At 69.1% G+C, this 17,378-nt stretch carries 16 protein-coding genes; 11 read left to right on the top strand and 5 right to left on the bottom strand.

The window, feature by feature from the left end:
* Positions 1–29 precede the first annotated feature (29 nt).
* From ACG04Q_RS23550 to ACG04Q_RS23540, 3 genes are all read left to right on the top strand, one after another.
* On the top strand, positions 30–920 hold the full coding sequence (locus ACG04Q_RS23550; protein ID WP_394513993.1) for a DUF3108 domain-containing protein: 891 nt from the start codon (positions 30–32) through the stop codon (positions 918–920).
* 123 nt (positions 921–1,043) lie between these two features.
* Positions 1,044–1,316 (top strand): BTH_I0359 family protein, encoded by a 273-nt coding sequence (locus tag ACG04Q_RS23545; RefSeq protein WP_394513992.1) that lies wholly within the window; start codon positions 1,044–1,046, stop codon positions 1,314–1,316.
* A 94-nt stretch (positions 1,317–1,410) separates the two neighbouring features.
* Entirely contained in the window at positions 1,411–3,726 is a 2,316-nt protein-coding gene (locus tag ACG04Q_RS23540; protein ID WP_394513990.1) for an ATP-binding protein, read from the top strand.
* On the opposite strand, the gene ACG04Q_RS23535 is transcribed toward ACG04Q_RS23540, so the two are convergent.
* From ACG04Q_RS23535 to ACG04Q_RS23525, 3 genes are read right to left on the bottom strand one after another with little or no spacing between them, the layout of a single operon-like run.
* Entirely contained in the window at positions 3,713–4,228 is a 516-nt protein-coding gene (locus ACG04Q_RS23535) for a GNAT family N-acetyltransferase (RefSeq protein ID WP_394513989.1), read from the bottom strand. The two genes, ACG04Q_RS23540 and ACG04Q_RS23535, sit on opposite strands and share 14 nt — an antisense overlap.
* Complete coding sequence (locus ACG04Q_RS23530; protein WP_394513988.1) at positions 4,225–4,791, bottom strand: helix-turn-helix domain-containing protein; 567 nt, start codon at positions 4,789–4,791, stop codon at positions 4,225–4,227. The genes ACG04Q_RS23535 and ACG04Q_RS23530 overlap by 4 nt, the downstream gene beginning before the upstream one ends.
* 29 nt (positions 4,792–4,820) lie before the next feature.
* Entirely contained in the window at positions 4,821–5,825 is a 1,005-nt protein-coding gene (locus ACG04Q_RS23525) for a questin oxidase family protein (RefSeq protein ID WP_394513987.1), read from the bottom strand.
* 31 nt (positions 5,826–5,856) lie between these two features.
* Between ACG04Q_RS23525 and soxR the strand changes: the two genes are divergently transcribed.
* The 8 genes from soxR (at position 5,857) to ACG04Q_RS23485 (ending at position 15,361) form a co-directional block, all read left to right on the top strand.
* Complete coding sequence (gene soxR / locus ACG04Q_RS23520) at positions 5,857–6,393, top strand: redox-sensitive transcriptional activator SoxR (RefSeq protein WP_394514060.1); 537 nt, start codon at positions 5,857–5,859, stop codon at positions 6,391–6,393.
* Positions 6,394–6,442: 49 nt separating this feature from the next.
* Positions 6,443–9,013 carry a PKD domain-containing protein gene (locus ACG04Q_RS23515; protein WP_394513986.1) on the top strand — a complete coding sequence of 857 codons (2,571 nt, stop codon included), beginning with the start codon at positions 6,443–6,445 and terminating at the stop codon, positions 9,011–9,013.
* 150 nt (positions 9,014–9,163) lie between these two features.
* Positions 9,164–9,940, top strand: a complete 777-nt coding sequence (locus ACG04Q_RS23510; RefSeq protein ID WP_394513985.1) for a ferredoxin--NADP reductase — start codon at positions 9,164–9,166, stop codon at positions 9,938–9,940.
* 159 nt (positions 9,941–10,099) lie between these two features.
* Positions 10,100–11,224 (top strand): hypothetical protein, encoded by a 1,125-nt coding sequence (locus ACG04Q_RS23505; protein WP_394513984.1) that lies wholly within the window; start codon positions 10,100–10,102, stop codon positions 11,222–11,224.
* Positions 11,221–12,870 carry a substrate-binding and vWA domain-containing protein gene (locus ACG04Q_RS23500; protein WP_394513983.1) on the top strand — a complete coding sequence of 550 codons (1,650 nt, stop codon included), beginning with the start codon at positions 11,221–11,223 and terminating at the stop codon, positions 12,868–12,870. The genes ACG04Q_RS23505 and ACG04Q_RS23500 overlap by 4 nt, the downstream gene beginning before the upstream one ends.
* Positions 12,867–13,517: a hypothetical protein gene (locus ACG04Q_RS23495; RefSeq protein ID WP_394513982.1), complete on the top strand. Its 651-nt coding sequence runs from the start codon at positions 12,867–12,869 to the stop codon at positions 13,515–13,517. Before ACG04Q_RS23500 ends, ACG04Q_RS23495 begins: the two co-directional genes overlap by 4 nt.
* Positions 13,514–14,716: a toxic anion resistance protein gene (locus ACG04Q_RS23490; RefSeq protein WP_394513980.1), complete on the top strand. Its 1,203-nt coding sequence runs from the start codon at positions 13,514–13,516 to the stop codon at positions 14,714–14,716. The genes ACG04Q_RS23495 and ACG04Q_RS23490 overlap by 4 nt, the downstream gene beginning before the upstream one ends.
* A gap of 222 nt (positions 14,717–14,938) precedes the next feature.
* Positions 14,939–15,361 carry a hypothetical protein gene (locus ACG04Q_RS23485; protein ID WP_394513978.1) on the top strand — a complete coding sequence of 141 codons (423 nt, stop codon included), beginning with the start codon at positions 14,939–14,941 and terminating at the stop codon, positions 15,359–15,361.
* A 111-nt stretch (positions 15,362–15,472) separates the two neighbouring features.
* On the opposite strand, the gene ACG04Q_RS23480 is transcribed toward ACG04Q_RS23485, so the two are convergent.
* Complete coding sequence (locus ACG04Q_RS23480; RefSeq protein WP_394513977.1) at positions 15,473–16,474, bottom strand: bile acid:sodium symporter family protein; 1,002 nt, start codon at positions 16,472–16,474, stop codon at positions 15,473–15,475.
* Between the two features lie 58 nt (positions 16,475–16,532).
* Entirely contained in the window at positions 16,533–17,369 is an 837-nt protein-coding gene (locus tag ACG04Q_RS23475) for a LytR/AlgR family response regulator transcription factor (protein WP_394513976.1), read from the bottom strand.
* Positions 17,370–17,378: the final 9 nt, after the last annotated feature.

The raw sequence follows: 17,378 nt of genomic DNA, 5'->3' as shown, positions 1-17,378 counted from the left end.
GATCTCATGGGTGGTGGCAGCATTGTGCGATGCGCGACCGCCCTGCCCTGCCCCGCGCCGCCTGGCTCGCGCTGGCGGCCAGCCTAATCGCCCACGCGGCGCTGCTGGGCGGCGGGCGTGTGCGTGAGGACGCGGCGCGGCCGGCACGGGCCGTCAGCGTCGCGCTGCTGCCACCCACGCTGCCCGTGGCGCTGCCAGAACCCGCGCCGCCTGCCCTGCCCCTGCCCACGGCGCGCTCGACGCGGCCGAGCGAACAGCCCCCGGCGCCCGCCGTCGATGCCCCTGCGACGGCGCCGGACACGCCGCTGCTGCGCCTGGCCGGCCCGGCAGCCTGGCGCTACCGGCTGCGCCAGGGCGGGCAGGACGGCGAAGCGCTGCTGGACTGGCAGCCCCAGCCCGACGGCCGCTACAGCCTGCGCCTGACACGGCGCATCGGCGAGCGCGCGCTGCCGGCGCTGGAGAGCCTGGGCCGCACCGGCAGCGCCGGCCTGGCGCCCGAGCGCTTCGCGCTGCAACGCGGCGGCCAAGACCGCCAGGCCGTCAACTTCGACGCGGAGGACCGGCGCATCAGCTTCTCCGCCAGCCCGGTGCAGCACGAGCTGCCCGAGGGCACGCAGGACCGGCTGTCCTGGTGGCTGCAGCTAGCCGCGCTGGTGCAGGCCGCGCCGACGCCCGGCGGCCGCTGGCGCGTCTGGGTGGCGGGGCTGCGCGGCGAGCTGCGCGAGTGGACCTTCGAGGCGGTGGACGCCGAGCCAGCCGACGCCGGCACGCTGCATCTGCGCCGGCTGCCGCTGGGGCCGCACGACCCCGGCGTTGAACTCTGGCTGGACCCGGCACGCGGCCACTGGCCCGTGCGGCTGCGCCAGGGCGACCCCGAAACCAGGGGTTACGAAATCACCTTGACCGACGTGAACTCCTGACGGTTCCTACACGTTGTCGGCCCGGGGGATGACGCGAACAGAGCCCCCTTCTGCCAGTATCTGAACCGAGCGGGGCTTGAAACGCCGGGCCCCACCCGCAGCTGAAGCCACGAGGAGAACTCCATGCACATGCTCTACAACTCCGACAGCTTCATCGTCGTCCAGTTCGAGGTGCCGCTCGCCGAGGCCGACACGGGACCGCAACTGAACCGCGGCGGATTCGAGATCGTCGACAAGTTCGCCCGCAAGGAAATCTTCATCGAGGGCGCGCTCGCCGAGTCGTTCTCGCAGGGCGTGCAGGCGCTGATCGAAGACGGCCAGCCCTCCGAGGACGAACTCGACGCCTTCATCGAGCAATACGCCGTGATGGGCCAGCAGCCCGTCGTGATGCACTGAACGTTTAGGGACACGGCCACGCATTGATTCGCCAAGAACCCTGATACAAGATGGGCCAACGCCGGCCGCTGCAGGCCGCGCAAGGAGCCCATCGATGGTGAAGCGAACCGCCGCAGAGACTGCCCCCCGGGCCGCCGCTGCCCGCGTACTGCCTTCGCCCGGCCTGGACAGCGCCCCGGTGCTGGACCGCATGTGTTCGCAGTTCGTGCTGACGCTGACCGTCAAGCACGCCAACCGCTTCAATCTGCGGCGCGACTTCAACGGCCTGCTGTCCTTCACCGGTCGCCACCTCGTCTGGCCGGCCCGCGTGCTGCAGCGACTGCGCGGCTACCTGGCCCAGCGCTGCGCGGGCAACGAGCTGTGGCGCGGGCATGACGGTCTCTCCGACGAGGCCTTTCTTGACCGCTTCGGCCAGTGGAGCGGCCCGTTCTCCGAAGGCACGCTGTTCTTCTACCTGGACGAGTACGCCAAGGACGCTCCCAAGGACATGATGGCCTTGCTGGCCACCACCTGCGAGCACCTGGACCGGCAGCTCAAGCGCGAGTCCACGCTGGTGGAGAAGAACATCGACGCGTTGGGCCAGCTGTTGCAGCTGAACCCGGCCGAGCGCGCCATCCTGCTGTACGGCACGCTGGCCCGCTACCAGCGCGAGCTGCGCGGCGCGCTCGTCGAGTTCAAGGTCAACACGGCACAGGAGGCCTTTGCGGCCATCGCCGCCGTGGCCGGCGTGGACGAGCGCGAGGTGGCCGAAGCCCTGCGCGCCGGCTCGCGGCTGGAACGCATCGGCATGGTGGAGAACCTGATCTCCGAACACAACATCACCGACCTGGCCGACCTGATGAAGGTCAGCGACCAGTTGCCGCCGGTGCTGATGCGCGAGTACCAGGGCCCGCACGACCTGATGGCCGTGTTCACGCGGCCGGCCGCCCCCAGCACGCTGGCCCCCAGCGACTTCCATTTCGTCGTCGAGGACCTCGACTTGCTGAAGGGCCTGCTGCGCCAGGCCGTCGCGACGCACGCCACCGGCGTCAACGTGCTGCTTTACGGCCCGCCGGGCACCGGCAAGACGGAGCTGGCCAAGGTGGCCGCCGCGGCCGCCGGGCTGGACCTGTACGAGGTGGAGTACGCCGACCGTGACGGCAATTCGCTGTCCGGACGCGACCGCTACCGTTCGCTGCAGATCAGCCAGGTGTTCCTGAAGGCCAGCGCCAACGTGGCACTGCTGTTCGACGAGGTGGAGGACGTGTTCCCGCCGCTGTCCAGCGACACCGCATCGCTGCTGAACCGGCTGGACGCCAGCGCCGAGGGCGGCGTGGGCAACTCGGTCAGCGGCAAGGCCTGGGTGAACCAGATCCTGGAAACCAACCCGGTGCCGGTCATCTGGGTGACCAACCGCATCGAGCAGATCGACCCGGCGTTCCGGCGCCGCTTCCAGTACCACCTGGAGCTGAAGTCGCCGCCGCCCGGCGCGCGCCGCGGCCTGGTGGCCAAGGCGCTGGGCGAGGTGGCTGTCAGCGAGGACTTCGTCGCCCGGCTGGCCGAGCGGCCGGGCCTGACGCCGGCGCAGATCCGCACCGCGGTGCGCTTTGCACAACTGGCGGGTTCCGCGGGCGACGCTGAAAAGCTCATCGAACGCCAGCTGCAGAACGCCGACAAGGCCCTGGGCCGCGACGACGGCGCCAGCGTCACCCGCCCGTGCGTCACGCAGTACACGCTGGACCTGCTGAACTGCGAGAGCCGCTTCGAGATCCCGCGCATCGTCGAGGCGCTGCGCCGGAAGGGCCGCGGCCAGCTGTGCTTCTACGGGCCGCCGGGCACCGGCAAGACCGCGCTGGCCGAGCACATCGCACAGGCGCTGGGGCGGCCGCTGATGGTCAGGCGCGCCAGCGACATCGCCAGCAAGTTCGTCGGCGAGACCGAGCAGAACATGGCCCGCATGTTCGACATGGCGCAGCTCGAGGGCGCCGTGCTGCTGCTGGACGAAGCCGACAGCTTCCTGCGCAGCCGCAAGCACGCGGAGCGCAACTACGAGGTGTCCGAGGTCAACGAGATGCTGGCCGGCATGGAGCGCTTCAACGGGCTGTTCATCTGCACCACCAACCTGTTCGACGACCTGGACGAGGCCGCGCTGCGGCGCTTCGCGTTCAAGATCTGCTTCAAGGCGCTGAGGCCCGAGCAGCGGCTGGCCATGTTCGAGCGCGAGGCGGGCGCGGCGCCCACCGACGAGCAACGCTCACGCCTGGTGGCGATGGACTGCCTCGCTCATGGCGACTTCGCGGCGGTGCGGCATCAGGTCGAGATCCTCGGCGAGGCCTTCACGCCGGACGAGTTCCTGGCGCAGCTCGAGGCGGAGCACCGGGCGAAGCCAGAGGTGCGGGAGCGGCGGGGGATGGGGTTCAGAGCGGCTTGAAGTAATAGGTCGTCGAACAGAGAGGCCCATCCGGCATCAAAGCGTAGTTCGGGATGTCTCCCGCTTTCTGCCAGCCCAGCCTTTCGTACACCCGCGACGCATCGCTGCCCGTGACGGTGTCCAGCACCAGTGTCGTCTTGCCCAGCTCGCACGCCTTGGCCTCCAGCGCCTTCAGCAGCCGCTCGGCAATGCCCTGCCGGCGCGCGCGGCGGTGCACCAGCATCTTGGACACATCGGCGCGGTGCGGCTGGTTGTCGGGCATGTCAGTCACGAGCGACACCGTGCCGCAGATCCGGCCGGTCTCGTCTTCGGCGACGAACAGGTGGCGCTCACCCGCCGCGACGCCGTCGGCCACGCGGCGCCAGAAGGCCTCGGGGCGGCCTTCGGCCAGCGGCAGCATGAAGCCCACCGACGCGCCGCCCTCCACGCAGTCGCGCAGCACGTCGGCCAGTTCGCCCACGCGGGCCAGCGCCTCGGCGCCATCGAGTTCACGGAAGTTCATGGCCGGGCTCCGGTCAATGCGACGAGGTAGCGGGCCGGCCGGGTGCCGGGGTTGAAAAAGTGGATGGGCGCGTTCAGCTGCACCGCCAGGCAGTCGCCGGCAGCCAGCTGCCACTGCGTGTCGCCGTGGGTGATCTCCATCGCGCCGTCGATCATCCAGACGAGCTGGTGGATGTCACGGTCGCGCTCGGCGGTCTCGAAGGAGACGCGCTGACCGGGCGGGAAGACGACGTCCACCAGTTGCAACGGCGACGCGCCCGGCGGCGACACATTGCGGCGCACATAGCCCGAGGCCGGGTCGCGCCACACCGGCTGGTCGGCCACGCGGGCCAGCGGCGACGGCGCGGCCGGCGCCTCGCTGGCCTCGAACAGCGAGGCGACGCTGACGCCCAGCGCCGACGACAGCTTGTCCAGCACGACGGCCGTGGGGCTGCTCTGGCCGCGCTCGATCAGCGAGATGTTGGAACGGCTGACGCCGCTCTTGTGGGCGAGCGCGTCCAGCGACAGGCCGGCGGCGGCGCGCAGGTCGTGCAGGCGGCGGCCGATGCGTTGAGAGATGTCCATGCATCCAGCATACTGGAATTTTCCATCCATCAAAATGGAATTGCACGTTCCACGGCGCGGCGCCAGGCGGGGTCGGGCCAGCGCCGGCCCAGGCGCCAGGCGGCGTGCGTGAGCTTGATGACGTGCGCGTCGTCCTGTTCGCAGGCGGCGGCGATGAGCGCCGGCCAGGGGCGGCAGGGTGGGTGGTCCAGCGCGAGGGCCGGCATGGCGCCGCTGGCGAGCAGGCCGGCTGCAGCAGCGACGCTGAAGCCGCGCGGCAGCTCGGGCGTAGGCCACCAGGGCTGCAGCACGCTCATCGCGTGGCTGGCCGTCAGCAGGTGCAGCAAGGTGAAGTTGCCGGTGGCCGCGTAGGTGCGGGCGGCCAGCAGCGCGAGATCGCGCAGTGTGTCGGGCCCGTGCTGCAGCCGCCCGGCGATGGCCGCGAAGCCGGGCGTGTCGCCCCAGGCCCGCATGCGGTCGGCAATGAAGCTGCCGGCCGGGTAGGCGGGGCGAGGCAGTGACGCCAGCGCCTGCAGCCAGTCGGCCAGCGTCAGCGGCGCTTCGTCGGCGGTGGGCAGCGGCATGAAGTGCGATGCCCAGTGCGCCAGCCCCGCGGCCAGCTCGCCGTCGTGCCCCGCCAGCACCGCGTGGCCCGTGCGGATCAGGCCGTGGAAGGCGATCGCACCGGCGCCCGGCAGCAGCAGCGCCAACGCCTCACGCAGCGCGGCGGGCGAGCCGAGCGTGGCGATGCGGCCGGCAAAGTGCGCGCGCCAGGCGGCGTCGCTGTCCGGCCGGCCGAGGTCACGTGCGGCGTCGATACGCGCCGGCCGCGCAGGCGCCCGCGGTTCGAGATGCACCTCCTCCGCCTCGGTCACGGCCTGCAGCCGCCCGGACGAGGCACCCAGCTCCAGCAGCGCCTGCTGGGCCATCGGCAGGTGGTTGCTCATGCGGCCGCGGTAGGTGGCCGACCACGCCTGACCGGCATCGAGCAGGTGGTGCAGCTGGGCCAGCGTGGCGGGCGTTTCACGCGTGGGCGGGACGGTCTTCATCAGCATGGGCGACTCCATTCGTGGGAACATGGCCGCCATGCTCGAAGTTGAAGTTGACTTGAAGTCAAGCGATCCGTCGCCGAACACGCCACTGACCATCGGCCAACTGGCCCGGCGCGCGGGTGTCGCGACGAGTGCGTTGCGCTTCTACGAAGCCGAGGGGTTGCTGGCCGGCACGCGCAGCGCGGGCGGCCACCGCCAGTACCCGCGCCATGCGCTGCGCCGCGTCGCCTTCATCCGCGCGGCGCAGACGGTAGGGCTGAGCTTGCCGCAGATCAAGGCGGCACTGGCCACGCTGCCCGACAGTCGGACACCGACCAAGGCCGACTGGGCGCGCCTGTCCGCCAGCTGGGCGCCGCTGCTGGATGCCCGCATCGCCGCACTGCAGGCGCTGCGCCAGAAGCTCACCGGCTGCATCGGCTGCGGCTGCCTGTCGCTGAAGGTCTGTGCGCTCTACAACCCGCTCGATGTCAAAGGCGACGAAGGCCCGGGTGCGCGCAGCCTCGGCATGGACAGCACCTCGCCCCCCTCAAGTGCAGGCATCCCGAACGAACTGACACCAAACGCTCACTAAGATGCGCGTCCGACCGGCCTGACCGAGGCTCGGCGTTCAGGGAGAAATCATGATCAAGACGATTCGGCACGCGGCCGTCGCCGCGTGCACGGCCGCTGCTTTGCTGGCGTTGAGCGCCTGCGGCGGTGGAAGTGCCGGGGGCAGCTCGCCCACCACCAATCCGGTCGCAGCGGAACCGCCGACAGCAGTCATCCGCGCGACGGCCCTCGCAGCCACCACAACGAGCAATGCCACGGTGCAGGCGCCGGTGGGCAGCACCCTCACGCTCGATGGCACGGGCAGCACGTCCGTGTCAGGCGGCATCACCAGCTACCTGTGGACGGTGACCAACAAGCCCGCCGGCAGTACGGCCACCTTGCAGAACGCCACGACCGCGACGGCTACTTTTGCACCGGATGTGGCGGGCAACTACCAGTTCACGCTGCAGGTAGGCGCCAACGGCACCACGGCCAGCACGATGCTGCCGGTGACCGTCACCGCCGCGGTACCTGTCGTGAACGTGGATGCATCCGTGAGCTTCGCTGGGCCCACGCTGACCCGCCCCACCCAGTCCGTATCCGTCGGGGCCGTCATCGCGTTGGACGGCGCGGGCAGCACCGACGCCAACGGTGGCCCGGTGACGCTGGCGTTCTCGCTGTTGTCGGCTCCCGCGGGCAACACCGCAGCACTGGCCGTCACCGGCACGACGGCCCGGCTGACGCCTGACGCCGTCGGCGCCTACCAGGTGCGTGTGCGGGCGACCTCGCCGTCTGGTCTCTATGCCGATGCGGTGCACACCTTCGATGCGGCCAAGCTGGCGCCGGCACTCGCCGTGTCGACCAGCGTTTCGACGGTGGTCGCCAACAGCAACCTCAGCGCCGCGGTAGGCAACATCGTGTCGCTGGACGGCGGTGGCTACTGGTCCTCCAACAGCGATGGCACGTGGGCGGTCGCCGGCAAACCCACCAACAGCGCACTGACGCAGCTGACCAGCACGTCCGCTTGGGCCGTGAGCTTCGTCCCCGACGTGCCGGGCACGTACTCGCTGCAGTACACGGTCGTGGACCGCAGCAGCGGCGCGTCGGCCATCCACCGTGTCGCCGTCAACGTCGAGCGCGGCCCGATCGCCATCGTGTCAGCCAGCGCAGCGCCCGTGGCCCAGGCTGGCGGCCCCAGCTATGTCGCCGCCACCGGCAGCGCCGTCACACTGCGCGGCACGGGCAGCCAGGACCCGGCAGGCGGCGCACTGACCTACAACTGGGTACTGGACACGCTGCCGGCAGGCAGTACGGCCAGCTTGAGCGGCGCCAACACGGCCACGCCCAGCTTCACGCCAGACAAGGACGGCCGCTATACGGCCACGCTGACGGTCACCAACCCGGCAGGCCTGCGCGCGGTGCAGTCCGTCAGCGTTGACGTCGGCAGTTACGCGCCAGTGGTCGTGCTCGACCGCAGCCAGGCCATGGTGCTGCAGGGCGGCAGCATCACGGCGTCGGCAGCCAGCAGCTACAGCAAGAACAACGTTGGCGCGCTGACCTACCGCTGGGCGCTGGACACGCGTCCGACGGGCTCCAACGCCAGCATTTCGGCGCCGAATGGCCCCGCGCTGAGCTTCACGCCCGACGTCCCCGGCAGCTACTACGCATCGGTCACCGTGACGGACGGCCAGGTCAGCGCCGTCTCGGGCGTCAGCATCACCGTGCTGAGCGCTACCGCGGGAACCGTGCCGCTGGCCTACAAGCCGCTGTTGATGCGCTTCAGCAAGTCGCAGAACAAGCTGGTGGTCGTTTCCACCAACCCCAATCAGTTGCATCTGGTCGATCCGTCGGCAGGCACCGATGTCGCCATCGCGCTGCCCACCACGGTGAAGGCCATGTCGCTGTCGGCCGATGGCCGGCTGGCCGGCCTGCTGCATGAGGGCAGCGTCAGCCTGGTGGACGTCGTCACCGGTTCGCTGCTCGCCACGACGGGCACGTCAGGCTCACAGGGCGAGGTGTTCACAGCCAACTCGGGCATCGTGTTCGTGGCGGGCTCGTCGAACTCCTGGCCGTACACCAACGTCGTCGCCATCAACGGACGCACTGGTGTAACGCTGGGAACCACCAGCCTCTACAACACCGCCACCAGCCCGCGGGGCGTGATGTCGGAATCGCTGGGCCGCCTTCTGATCGGCGACTTCTCGTCGCTGTCCTGGACGGGCGTCAATGTCACCACCGGCAGTTTCACGGGCATGAATGGCCAAGCGTCGTCCAACTATTCGGCGTCCAGCCCGATGTGGCTTTCGGGTGACGAGTCGCTGCTGTTCACCAGCGGCGGCAGCTACTTCAGGGTCTCAGATCTGCAGTACCTGGGCACGCTGGGCACCGCTGCCCTGTCGGTCAGCCACAGCGCCACCGATGTGGAGGCCGTCGCGGTGACCACCAACGGCACCAACACCTCGCAGTACGCCGAGGTGCTCAAGCGGTTCACCGGCTCGTTGCTGTTCCCCGCAGGTGACATCCGACTGCCGGTGATCAACGGCGCCCAGTCGTACGGGCTCGCGGTGTTCCACGCCAGCGACGACCGCCGCGTCGCCGTGGTGCAGACGGGCAGCAACGAGATCCAGGCCAGCGGCGTCCAGTACTTCCTGATCGTCCGTTGACCCGCAAGTCCGGCTCCTCACGGGGCCGGACTTGAACCGGGCTGAACGTGCCGCGAAGGCCGCCCACGCGACTGCTTGACCCTTGTGCGACGCGCGCATATCACTTCCAGGCGAAAATCCCGGGGTTAACCCCGCCAAGATCACCGCCCCATGAGTGCCTTCCACGAAGAGACCGTCCTGACCGTCCATCACTGGACCGACCGCCTGTTCAGCTTCACGACGACGCGCGACCAGGCGCTGCGCTTCTCCAACGGCCACTTCACGATGATCGGCCTCAAGGGCGACAACGGGAAGCCGCTGCTGCGCGCGTACTCCATCGTCAGCGCCAACTACGAAGAGAACCTGGAGTTCCTCAGCATCAAGGTGCCCGACGGCCCGCTGACGTCCAAGCTGCAGCACATCAAGCCGGGCGACAAGATCATCGTCGGCCGCAAGCCCACGGGCACGCTGCTGATCGACTACCTGCTGCCGGGCAAGAACCTGTACCTGCTGGGCAGCGGCACGGGCCTGGCGCCGTTCATCAGCATCGTGCGCGACCCCGAGACCTACGAGCGCTTCGAGAAGGTCGTCATCGTGCACGGCGTGCGCGAGGTGGCCGAGCTGGCCTACCACGACCACCTGACCGTGGACCTGCCCAAGCACGAGTTCCTGGGCGAGTACGCCAGCGAGCAGCTGCTGTACTACCCCACCGTCACGCGCGAGCCCTACAAGAACATGGGCCGCATCACCGACCTGATCCAGACCGGCAAGCTGCAGGCCGACCTGGGCCTGCCGCCGCTGGACCCCGAGAACGACCGCATCATGCTGTGCGGCAGCCCCGCGCTCCTGAAGGACATGCAGGAGATGCTGGAGATCCGCGGCTTCAAGGAAGGCAGCACGACGACGCCGGGCGACTACGTCATCGAGCGCGCATTCGTCGAGAAGTGACACGGCTGCCGCGAACGCGGCGGCCTGGCAAGCGCGTCCCGCATGAGGGACGCTCAGGCGGCGCCTCAGGTGATTCCTGACGTCGCCTGACTTTTGGCTGTGCCCCGGGAGGCGGCACACTCCGCACCTGTCGACATGGCAGGAGGCGAGAAAAGCCAGATGAACAACCCCAAGCGCATCGCCGGCACGCTGGTCGTGCTGGCTGTGTTCGGCAGCGCGCTGTTCTGGGCGCTGCGCAGCAACCAGCAGACCCAGGCGCTCGAGCACGAGCAGACCGTCATCGCGCAGACCGCGCCGCTGAAGGGCCTGATCGCCGTGGACGTGGAGCCGTTCTTCAAGGACGAGCGCGTCGCCCGGCTGCTGGCCGGCCAGCGCCTGCCGGTGCAGGCGGTGCGCGTGGGCAGCCGCGACATGGCGGGCAAGCTGGCCGAGGCGCCGGACTTCTTCCTGGCCAGCGGCGTCGTCGCCGCCAACATGATCCTGGACGCCGCGCGCAAGGCCAACAAGCCGGCCACGCAGAGCTCGCCCTTCCACACGCCGCTGGTCGTGGCCTCCTGGGAGCCTGTCGCCAAGATCCTCGTCGCCAACCAGATGGCCCGGCCCATCGCGCCCAAGGTCTACGGCCTGGACATGGAGAAGCTCACCGAGGCGATGCTGGCCAAGAAGCGCTGGCGCGACCTGAAGGACAGCGGCGAGTACGCCGTGTCGCGCAGCGTGCTGGTGTCGACGACGGACATCCGCCGCAGCAACTCGGCGGCCATGTACCTGGCGCTGACGTCGCAGGCGCTGAACGGCGAGGTCGTCAGCGACCGCGCGCAGGGCCAGGCGCTGGCGCTGAAGCTGGCGGAGCTGTTCAAGCGCCAGGGCTTCCAGGAGAACTACGTCAACGGCGCGTTCGACGACTACCTCGCCATCGGCATGGGCAAGACGCCGCTGGCCTTCATCTACGAAAACCAGATGCTGGCGCAGGCGCAAAAGGCCGGCGGCGGGCTGCGGCCCGAGATGGTGCTGCTGTACCCGCAGCCCACCATCGTCAACAAGCTGGTCGTCGTGGCGATGACCGAGCGCGGCAAGAAGCTGGCCGAGCTGCTGGCAACCGACAAGGCGCTGCAGGCCATCGCGCTGGAGCAGGGCTTCCGCACCGGCGACCCGGCCGCCTTCGCCGCCACCGCCAAGCAGGCCGGCCTGGCCGTGGACACGCAGCTGCGCCAGGTGGTGGACCCGCCGGGGTTCGACCTGATGTTCGACATGATCGACACCGTCAGCCGGGAGATGAACCAATGATGCGACGCCTCGCCCTTGCTCTCGCCCTGCTGGCCGCCGCGGCACTGACCGCCTGCGGCAAGCGCGACGACCCCGCCCCCGTGCAGACCGCGCCTGCCGCTCCAAAGACGACGCTGCAGGTGCTGGCCACCAGCGACCTGAAGGACATCGAGCCGCTGGCCGCGCAGATCGAGGCCGCCACCGGCGTGGCCGTGAAGTTCCGCTTCGGCGGCACGATGGAGAGCACGCAGGAGGTGCTGAGCGGCTCGACCGCCGACGCCGCCTGGTTCGCCAATGCCAAGTACCTGCTCAGCGACGCCGCCGGCCAGGGCCGCGTGAAGCTGCAGGAAAAGATCATGCTGTCGCCCATCGCCGTGGGCGTCAGCGAGAGCGATGCGGCGCGCTTCGGCTGGAACAAGCCCGACGCCAAGCTCACCTGGGCCGACATCACCAAGGCCGCCAAGCGCGGCGAGCTGCGCTACGCGCTCAGCAACCCGGCGACGAGCAACCAGGGCTTCATGGCGCTGCTGGGCGTCGTCGCCGCGGCGGGCGGCAAGGGCGAGGCGCTGACGGCCGCCGACGTGGACCGCCAGGCCATTGCCGACTTCCTGACCGGCTACAAGATCGTGGGCGACAACTCCACCTATCTCGCCGAGCAGTTCGCCAGGCAGCAGGGCACGCGCGCCAACGCCTTCATCAACTACGAGAGCTGGCTGCTGACGCTGAACGCCAGCGGCAAGCTGCGCGAGAAGCTGCACCTGATCTACCCGTTCGAGGGCGTGTCCACGGCGGACTACCCGTTCATGCTGTTGAACGACGCCAAGCGCGCCGACTACCTCAAGGTCGTCGAGTACCTGAAGGGCGACGCCGCCCAGCTGTGGCTGGCCCGCCAGACGCTGCGCCGGCCGATGAAGGCCGAGCTGGCGGCCCAGGTGGCCGACCTGCTGCCCGCGCGCGGCGTGCAGGTGGAGCTGCCGTTCTCGCCCGACCGGCAACTGGCCGACGGCCTCATCGACGCCTACCTGAACGAGTTCCGCAAGCCCATCGCGAGCACCTTCGTGCTGGACACCAGCGGCAGCATGCAGGGCCAGCGGCGCGAGCAGCTGGTGGAGGCCATCCACTACCTGGCCGGCGCCGACGTGTCGCTGACCGGCCGCGTCGCCAAGCTGACCAACCGCGAGAAGCTGTGGTTCCTGCCGTTCAGCGACCGGCCGCGCGAGCCGGTGCTGTTCGAGATCCCGGCCGGCACGCGCGTCGCCAAGGGCGTGGCGCCGCAGGCCGACACCGACGCCAAGAAGGCCGAGCTGCAACGCGTGCGCGACGCCGCCGACGCGCTGCGCATGAACGGCGGCACGGCGCTGTACGACTCGGTGCTGGCCGCGCTCAACCACATGCTGGAGCAGCGCAAGCTCCACCCGGACTACCAGTACTCGGTGGTCGCCTTCACCGACGGCAAGAACACGGTGGGCCGCAACCTGGAGGCCTTCAAACAGGCCTACGAACAGCTGCCGGAGGACGTGCGCGGCATCCCCGTCTTCATGGTGCTGTACGGCGATGCGGCCGAGGGCGACCTGAAGCAACTCGTGGGCATCACCGGCGGCCGCGTGTTCGATGCGCGCAAGACTCCGCTGTATGCGGTGTTCAAGGACATCCGGTCTTACCAATGAGCGCCTTGTTTCGATGGCTCAACGCACCGGCCAACTGGTGCGGCCTGCTCGCCGCCACCGGCGTGCTGGTGCTGAAGGCGCTGGGCCTGCTCGGCGGCCTGGGCCTCGGCGTGGCCGCGCTGGGCTACGCGGGCGGCCTCGTCGTCGGCGCGCTGTGGTGGGGCTGGCCCAGCTTCAAGGAAGCCGAGTGGGAGGCGCTGCAGTTCAAGGACGAGGGCGACGCCCGCGAGGCGATGGGCCGGGCGCTGTCCGGCGTGCGCCGGCTCACCGAGCACAACCCCGGCAACCGCATCCCCGGGCCGCTGGCCACGCGCATCCAGCACCTGTGCGCCAAGCTCGAAGGCCTGCTGGACCAGTGGGAGCGCAGCCAGGGCCAGCTGCCGCTGCAGGAGAGCTTCCACGCGCGCCACATCGCCATCAGCTACCTGCCCGACGCGCTGAACACCTACCTCAGCATCCCGCCGCAGTTCGCGACCAAGAAACTGCTCAGCAACGGCATGACAGCGCAGGCCACCTTCGAGGGCGTGCTGGCCGAGCTGGAGGCCAAGGTCGAGCAGCTGGGCGACGACCTGGCCGGGCAGGACGCCCAGGCCTTCCTGCGCCACAGCGAATTCCTCAAACAGAAGTTCGGAGCCAAGCAACCATGAGCGACACCACGACGACGACCAAGCCCGCCTTCACGCTGACGCCGCCCGAGGTCATCACGCCCGTCGAGCCGCCGCAGGCCGTCGAGGCCGTGCCGCTGAAGCCCGAACTCGCCACGCAGGTGGACGAGCAGGTGCGCCGCTTCATCGACGCGCTGGAGAAGGAAGACCTGCACAGCGAGCCGTTCAAGCAGAAGCTCGACAGCGCCTTCCAGCTCGGCCGCCAGGAGATCAGCCTCGCCGCCAGCCTGATGCAGGGCAGCCTGATGCAGCGCAACTTCGTCGGCGCGACGGACACGCCGGCCTACCAGGCCATCAACGCCATCCGCGCGCAGCTCGACGAGCTGAACCCCGGCAAGGACGGCGACCTGCTGCAGCCGCGCAAGCTGCTGGGGCTGATCCCGTTCGGCAACAAGCTGGAGGCCTACTTCCGCAAGTTCGAGAGCGCCGCCAGCCAGCTGCAGACCAGCATGACGCAGCTCTACGCGGCCAAGGACGGCATCCAGAAGGACGTCATCGACATCGAGGCCACGCGCACCAAGCTGTGGGACGCGATGCAGTCCCTCGCGGCGGCCGCGCGCTTCGCCCGCACGCTGGACACGCGGCTGGCCGAGCGCGTGGAGCAGCTCAAGCCCACCGACCCTCTCAAGGCCAAGGCGCTGGAGCAGGAGGTGCTGTTCTACGCGCGCCAGAACCTCGCCGACATCCAGACCCAGCAGGCCGTCTGCGTGAATGGCTACCTGGCGCTGGACGTGCTGAAGAAGACCGGCCGCGAAATGATGATCGGCTGCGACCGCGTCGCCACCACCGGCATGAGCGCGCTGGCCGTGGCGCAGACGGTGGCGCGCGCGACGGGCAACCAGATCGAGGTCATGAAGATGCTGCAAGGCGTCAACGCGACCATAGCCAACCTCATCAACCAGACCGGCCAGGCGCTGAACCAGCACGTCGACCAGACGGCCGAGTTCGCGTCCAACCCGATGCTGGGCATCGAGCAGATCCAGTCCATGTTCGACCAGACCTTCCAGGCCATGGACGCGATGGACAACTTCCGCTCGAAGGCGATTGCGACGATGGGCGCCAACAACAAGCTCATCGAGGCGCAGCTGCAGCGCGCGGATAGTTATGTGGACCGGACGCGGCAGCAGCAGGCCAGGGCGGCGGTGGCGAGTGGGGGTGTGGCGGGGCCGGTGAGGCTGTGAAACAGCTCGACCGCCAAGGCGCTCGAGATCGTCGCGGCTGGTCGATGGCAGTCACCGCGCTCGTGCCGCTTTCTGCACGGATTTAATGGTACGGAAATCCTTCGCCGCCGCGACAAACCCGTTGCCCGACAACGGGTTAAACCGACTAACCTCGACCGAGTTAAACAGCGCCTTGCCGAGTCATGCGGCAAGCACGGATGCATAAACCAATAGTTCGGCTTCATGAACAACATCAGCCTGAAGGCGCTCTTAGTCCTGACACTCGCTGGGTGTACTGTTGCAAGCCACGCTTGCTCGTGCGTTGGAGCGCGCGCTTTCACCGGGCGGAGCGATTGGGCGCAGGAAGCCTTCACCTCCGCTACCTACATCGCACACGTTCAAGTGGTTTCAGTTCTACCAGGCAAGCGAGCCCGTATTCGCGTCCTTGAGCGATTCAAAAGTAGCGAGCAACTGCAAATCTTGCAAGCGCTCGACGCGGAAAGCTCAATGTGCGGAACGGGCTTCACGTCGGGCGAAGAGTTCGTTGCGTGGGTCGAGCGCGACACGGTGAACCTTTGCGGCAAGCTTTTTCCCGAGGAGCCGCTTCTCAAGGCGCTGCGGCGGCTCGCAGCCGCGACAAAGAGCGCTGCGGAAAGCCATAAGTGAAGCCGAACCTGCCAATGGAGCGGACCTCCTTCGGCGTCCGCTCATCTTCACGTTGAATCGCTACGAAGCAGCAGGCGCGCGCATCCGTCGGGCGAGAACAAGACGGGCCGGTCAAGCCTTGACCAGTTGTACCTGCGTCTCCCGCGCATACCGCCGCGCAATCGACGCGCAGACCATCAGCTGCAGCTGATGGAACACCATCAACGGCAGCACCAGCAGCCCCACCGCCTGGCCGGCGAACAGGATCTGCGCCATGGGCACGCCACTGGCCAGCGTCTTCTTCGAGCCGCAGAAGACGATGGCGATCTCGTCCTCGCGGGAGAAGCCCAACACCCGGCTCAGCCACGTCAGCAGCGGCATGACGATGGCCAGCAGCAGCGCGCAGATGCCCAGCAGCGCCGCCAGCGTGGCCGGCGGCAGGTGCTGGTAGAGGCCTTGCACCGTGGCCGCGCTGAAGGCGCCGTAGACGACCAGCAGGATGGTGCTCTGGTCGCTGACGCGCACCCAGGCCTTGTGCGCGGCGACCCACGGGCCCGTCCAGCGCTGCAGCGCCTGGCCGGCGACAAACGGCAGCAGCAGCGTCGTGACGATGCCCTCGAACGTGTGCCACGACAGCTGCGCCGCGCCCGAGCCGGCCTGCGCGCCGACCCAGTGGCCGAGTGCCGCCATCAGCAGCGGCGTCAACGCCATGCCGAGGATGTTGGACGTGGACGCGCTGCACATCGCCGCGGCGACGTTGCCGCGCGCCAGCGACGTGAAGGCGATGGACGACTGCACGGTGGACGGCAGCGCGCAGATGAACAGCACGCCGAGGTACAGCGTCGGCCCCACCAGCGGCTCCAGCCACGGCCGCAGCGCCAGGCCCAGCAGCGGGAACAGCACGAAGGTGGCCGCGAACACAAGGGCATGCAGCCGCCAGTGCAGCAGCCCTTCCCACACGGCGCGGCGCGACAGCTTGCTGCCCTGCAGGAAGAACAGCAGCGCGACGGCCGCCTGCGTCAGCGCGTCCAGCACCGCGACGCCGCGGCCGTGCACCGGCAGCAGCGTGGCCAGCACGACCACGGCGATAAGCAGCAGGACGAGGTTGTCGGGGAGCCAGCGGGGACGTTGCATGGCCGGCATTGGAACCGAGGCGGCGCCGCGGGCACGCCGCGCGCCGCGGCGACGCGCCCTACATGCCCTTGAACAGGTGCGTGTAGCTGCGGCTGACTTCGAGCTTCTCGGTCAGCCCCTTCACGCCCACCAGCTGGCGGCCGCGGAAGTCGCGCGTGATGCCGTCGATGGCGCGGGCGTTGACCAGCGTGGAGCGGTGGATCTGCCAGAACAGCTGCGGGTCCAGCTCGTCCACCAGCTCCTTGATGGGCTTGCGGATCAGCGCCTCGACCTTGGCGGTCTGCACACGGGTGTACTTCTCGTCGCTGATGAAGAACAGCACGTCCTCCACGGGGATCATCTGGATGGCCTGGCCCACCGTGGCCTGGATCCACTGCAGGTACTGCGGCTTCGCGGCGGCCGGGCTCATGCCGGCAGACAGCTTGTGCAGCAGCTGCTGCAGCGGCATGGGGGCGCTGTCGCTGAAGTCGGCGCTCGGCGCCTCGCGCTGGGCCAGGCGCTTCTTGATGCGCGCCACGGTCAGCTGCAGGCGGTCGCGCTCGGCGGGCTTGAGCACATAGTCGGCCACGCCCTGCTCGAAGGCCTCCACCGCGTACTGGTCGTAGGCGGTGATGAAGACAATCTCGGGCACTTCCCAGTCGTCGTCCTGCGGCAGGTCACCGGGCAGCTGCGCGATCTGCCGCGCGGCCTCCACGCCGGTGAGGCCGGGCATGCGGATGTCCAGGAACACGAGGTCGGGCTTGTGTTGCTTCACCAGCTCGACGGCCTCCAGGCCGTTCTTGCCCTCGGCCACGATGTCCAGCTCGGGCCAGACCTCGGTGAGCCGGGCGCGCAGCTGCTCGCGCATCAGTCGTTCGTCGTCGGCCAGAACGGCGCGGATGGGTGTGTTGCTCATGGCCGGCGA

Source organism: Pelomonas lactea (genome assembly GCF_043555885.1).
Lineage (GTDB): Bacteria > Pseudomonadota > Gammaproteobacteria > Burkholderiales > Burkholderiaceae_C > Pelomonas > Pelomonas lactea.
This window is presented reverse-complemented; position numbering and strand designations above follow the sequence as displayed.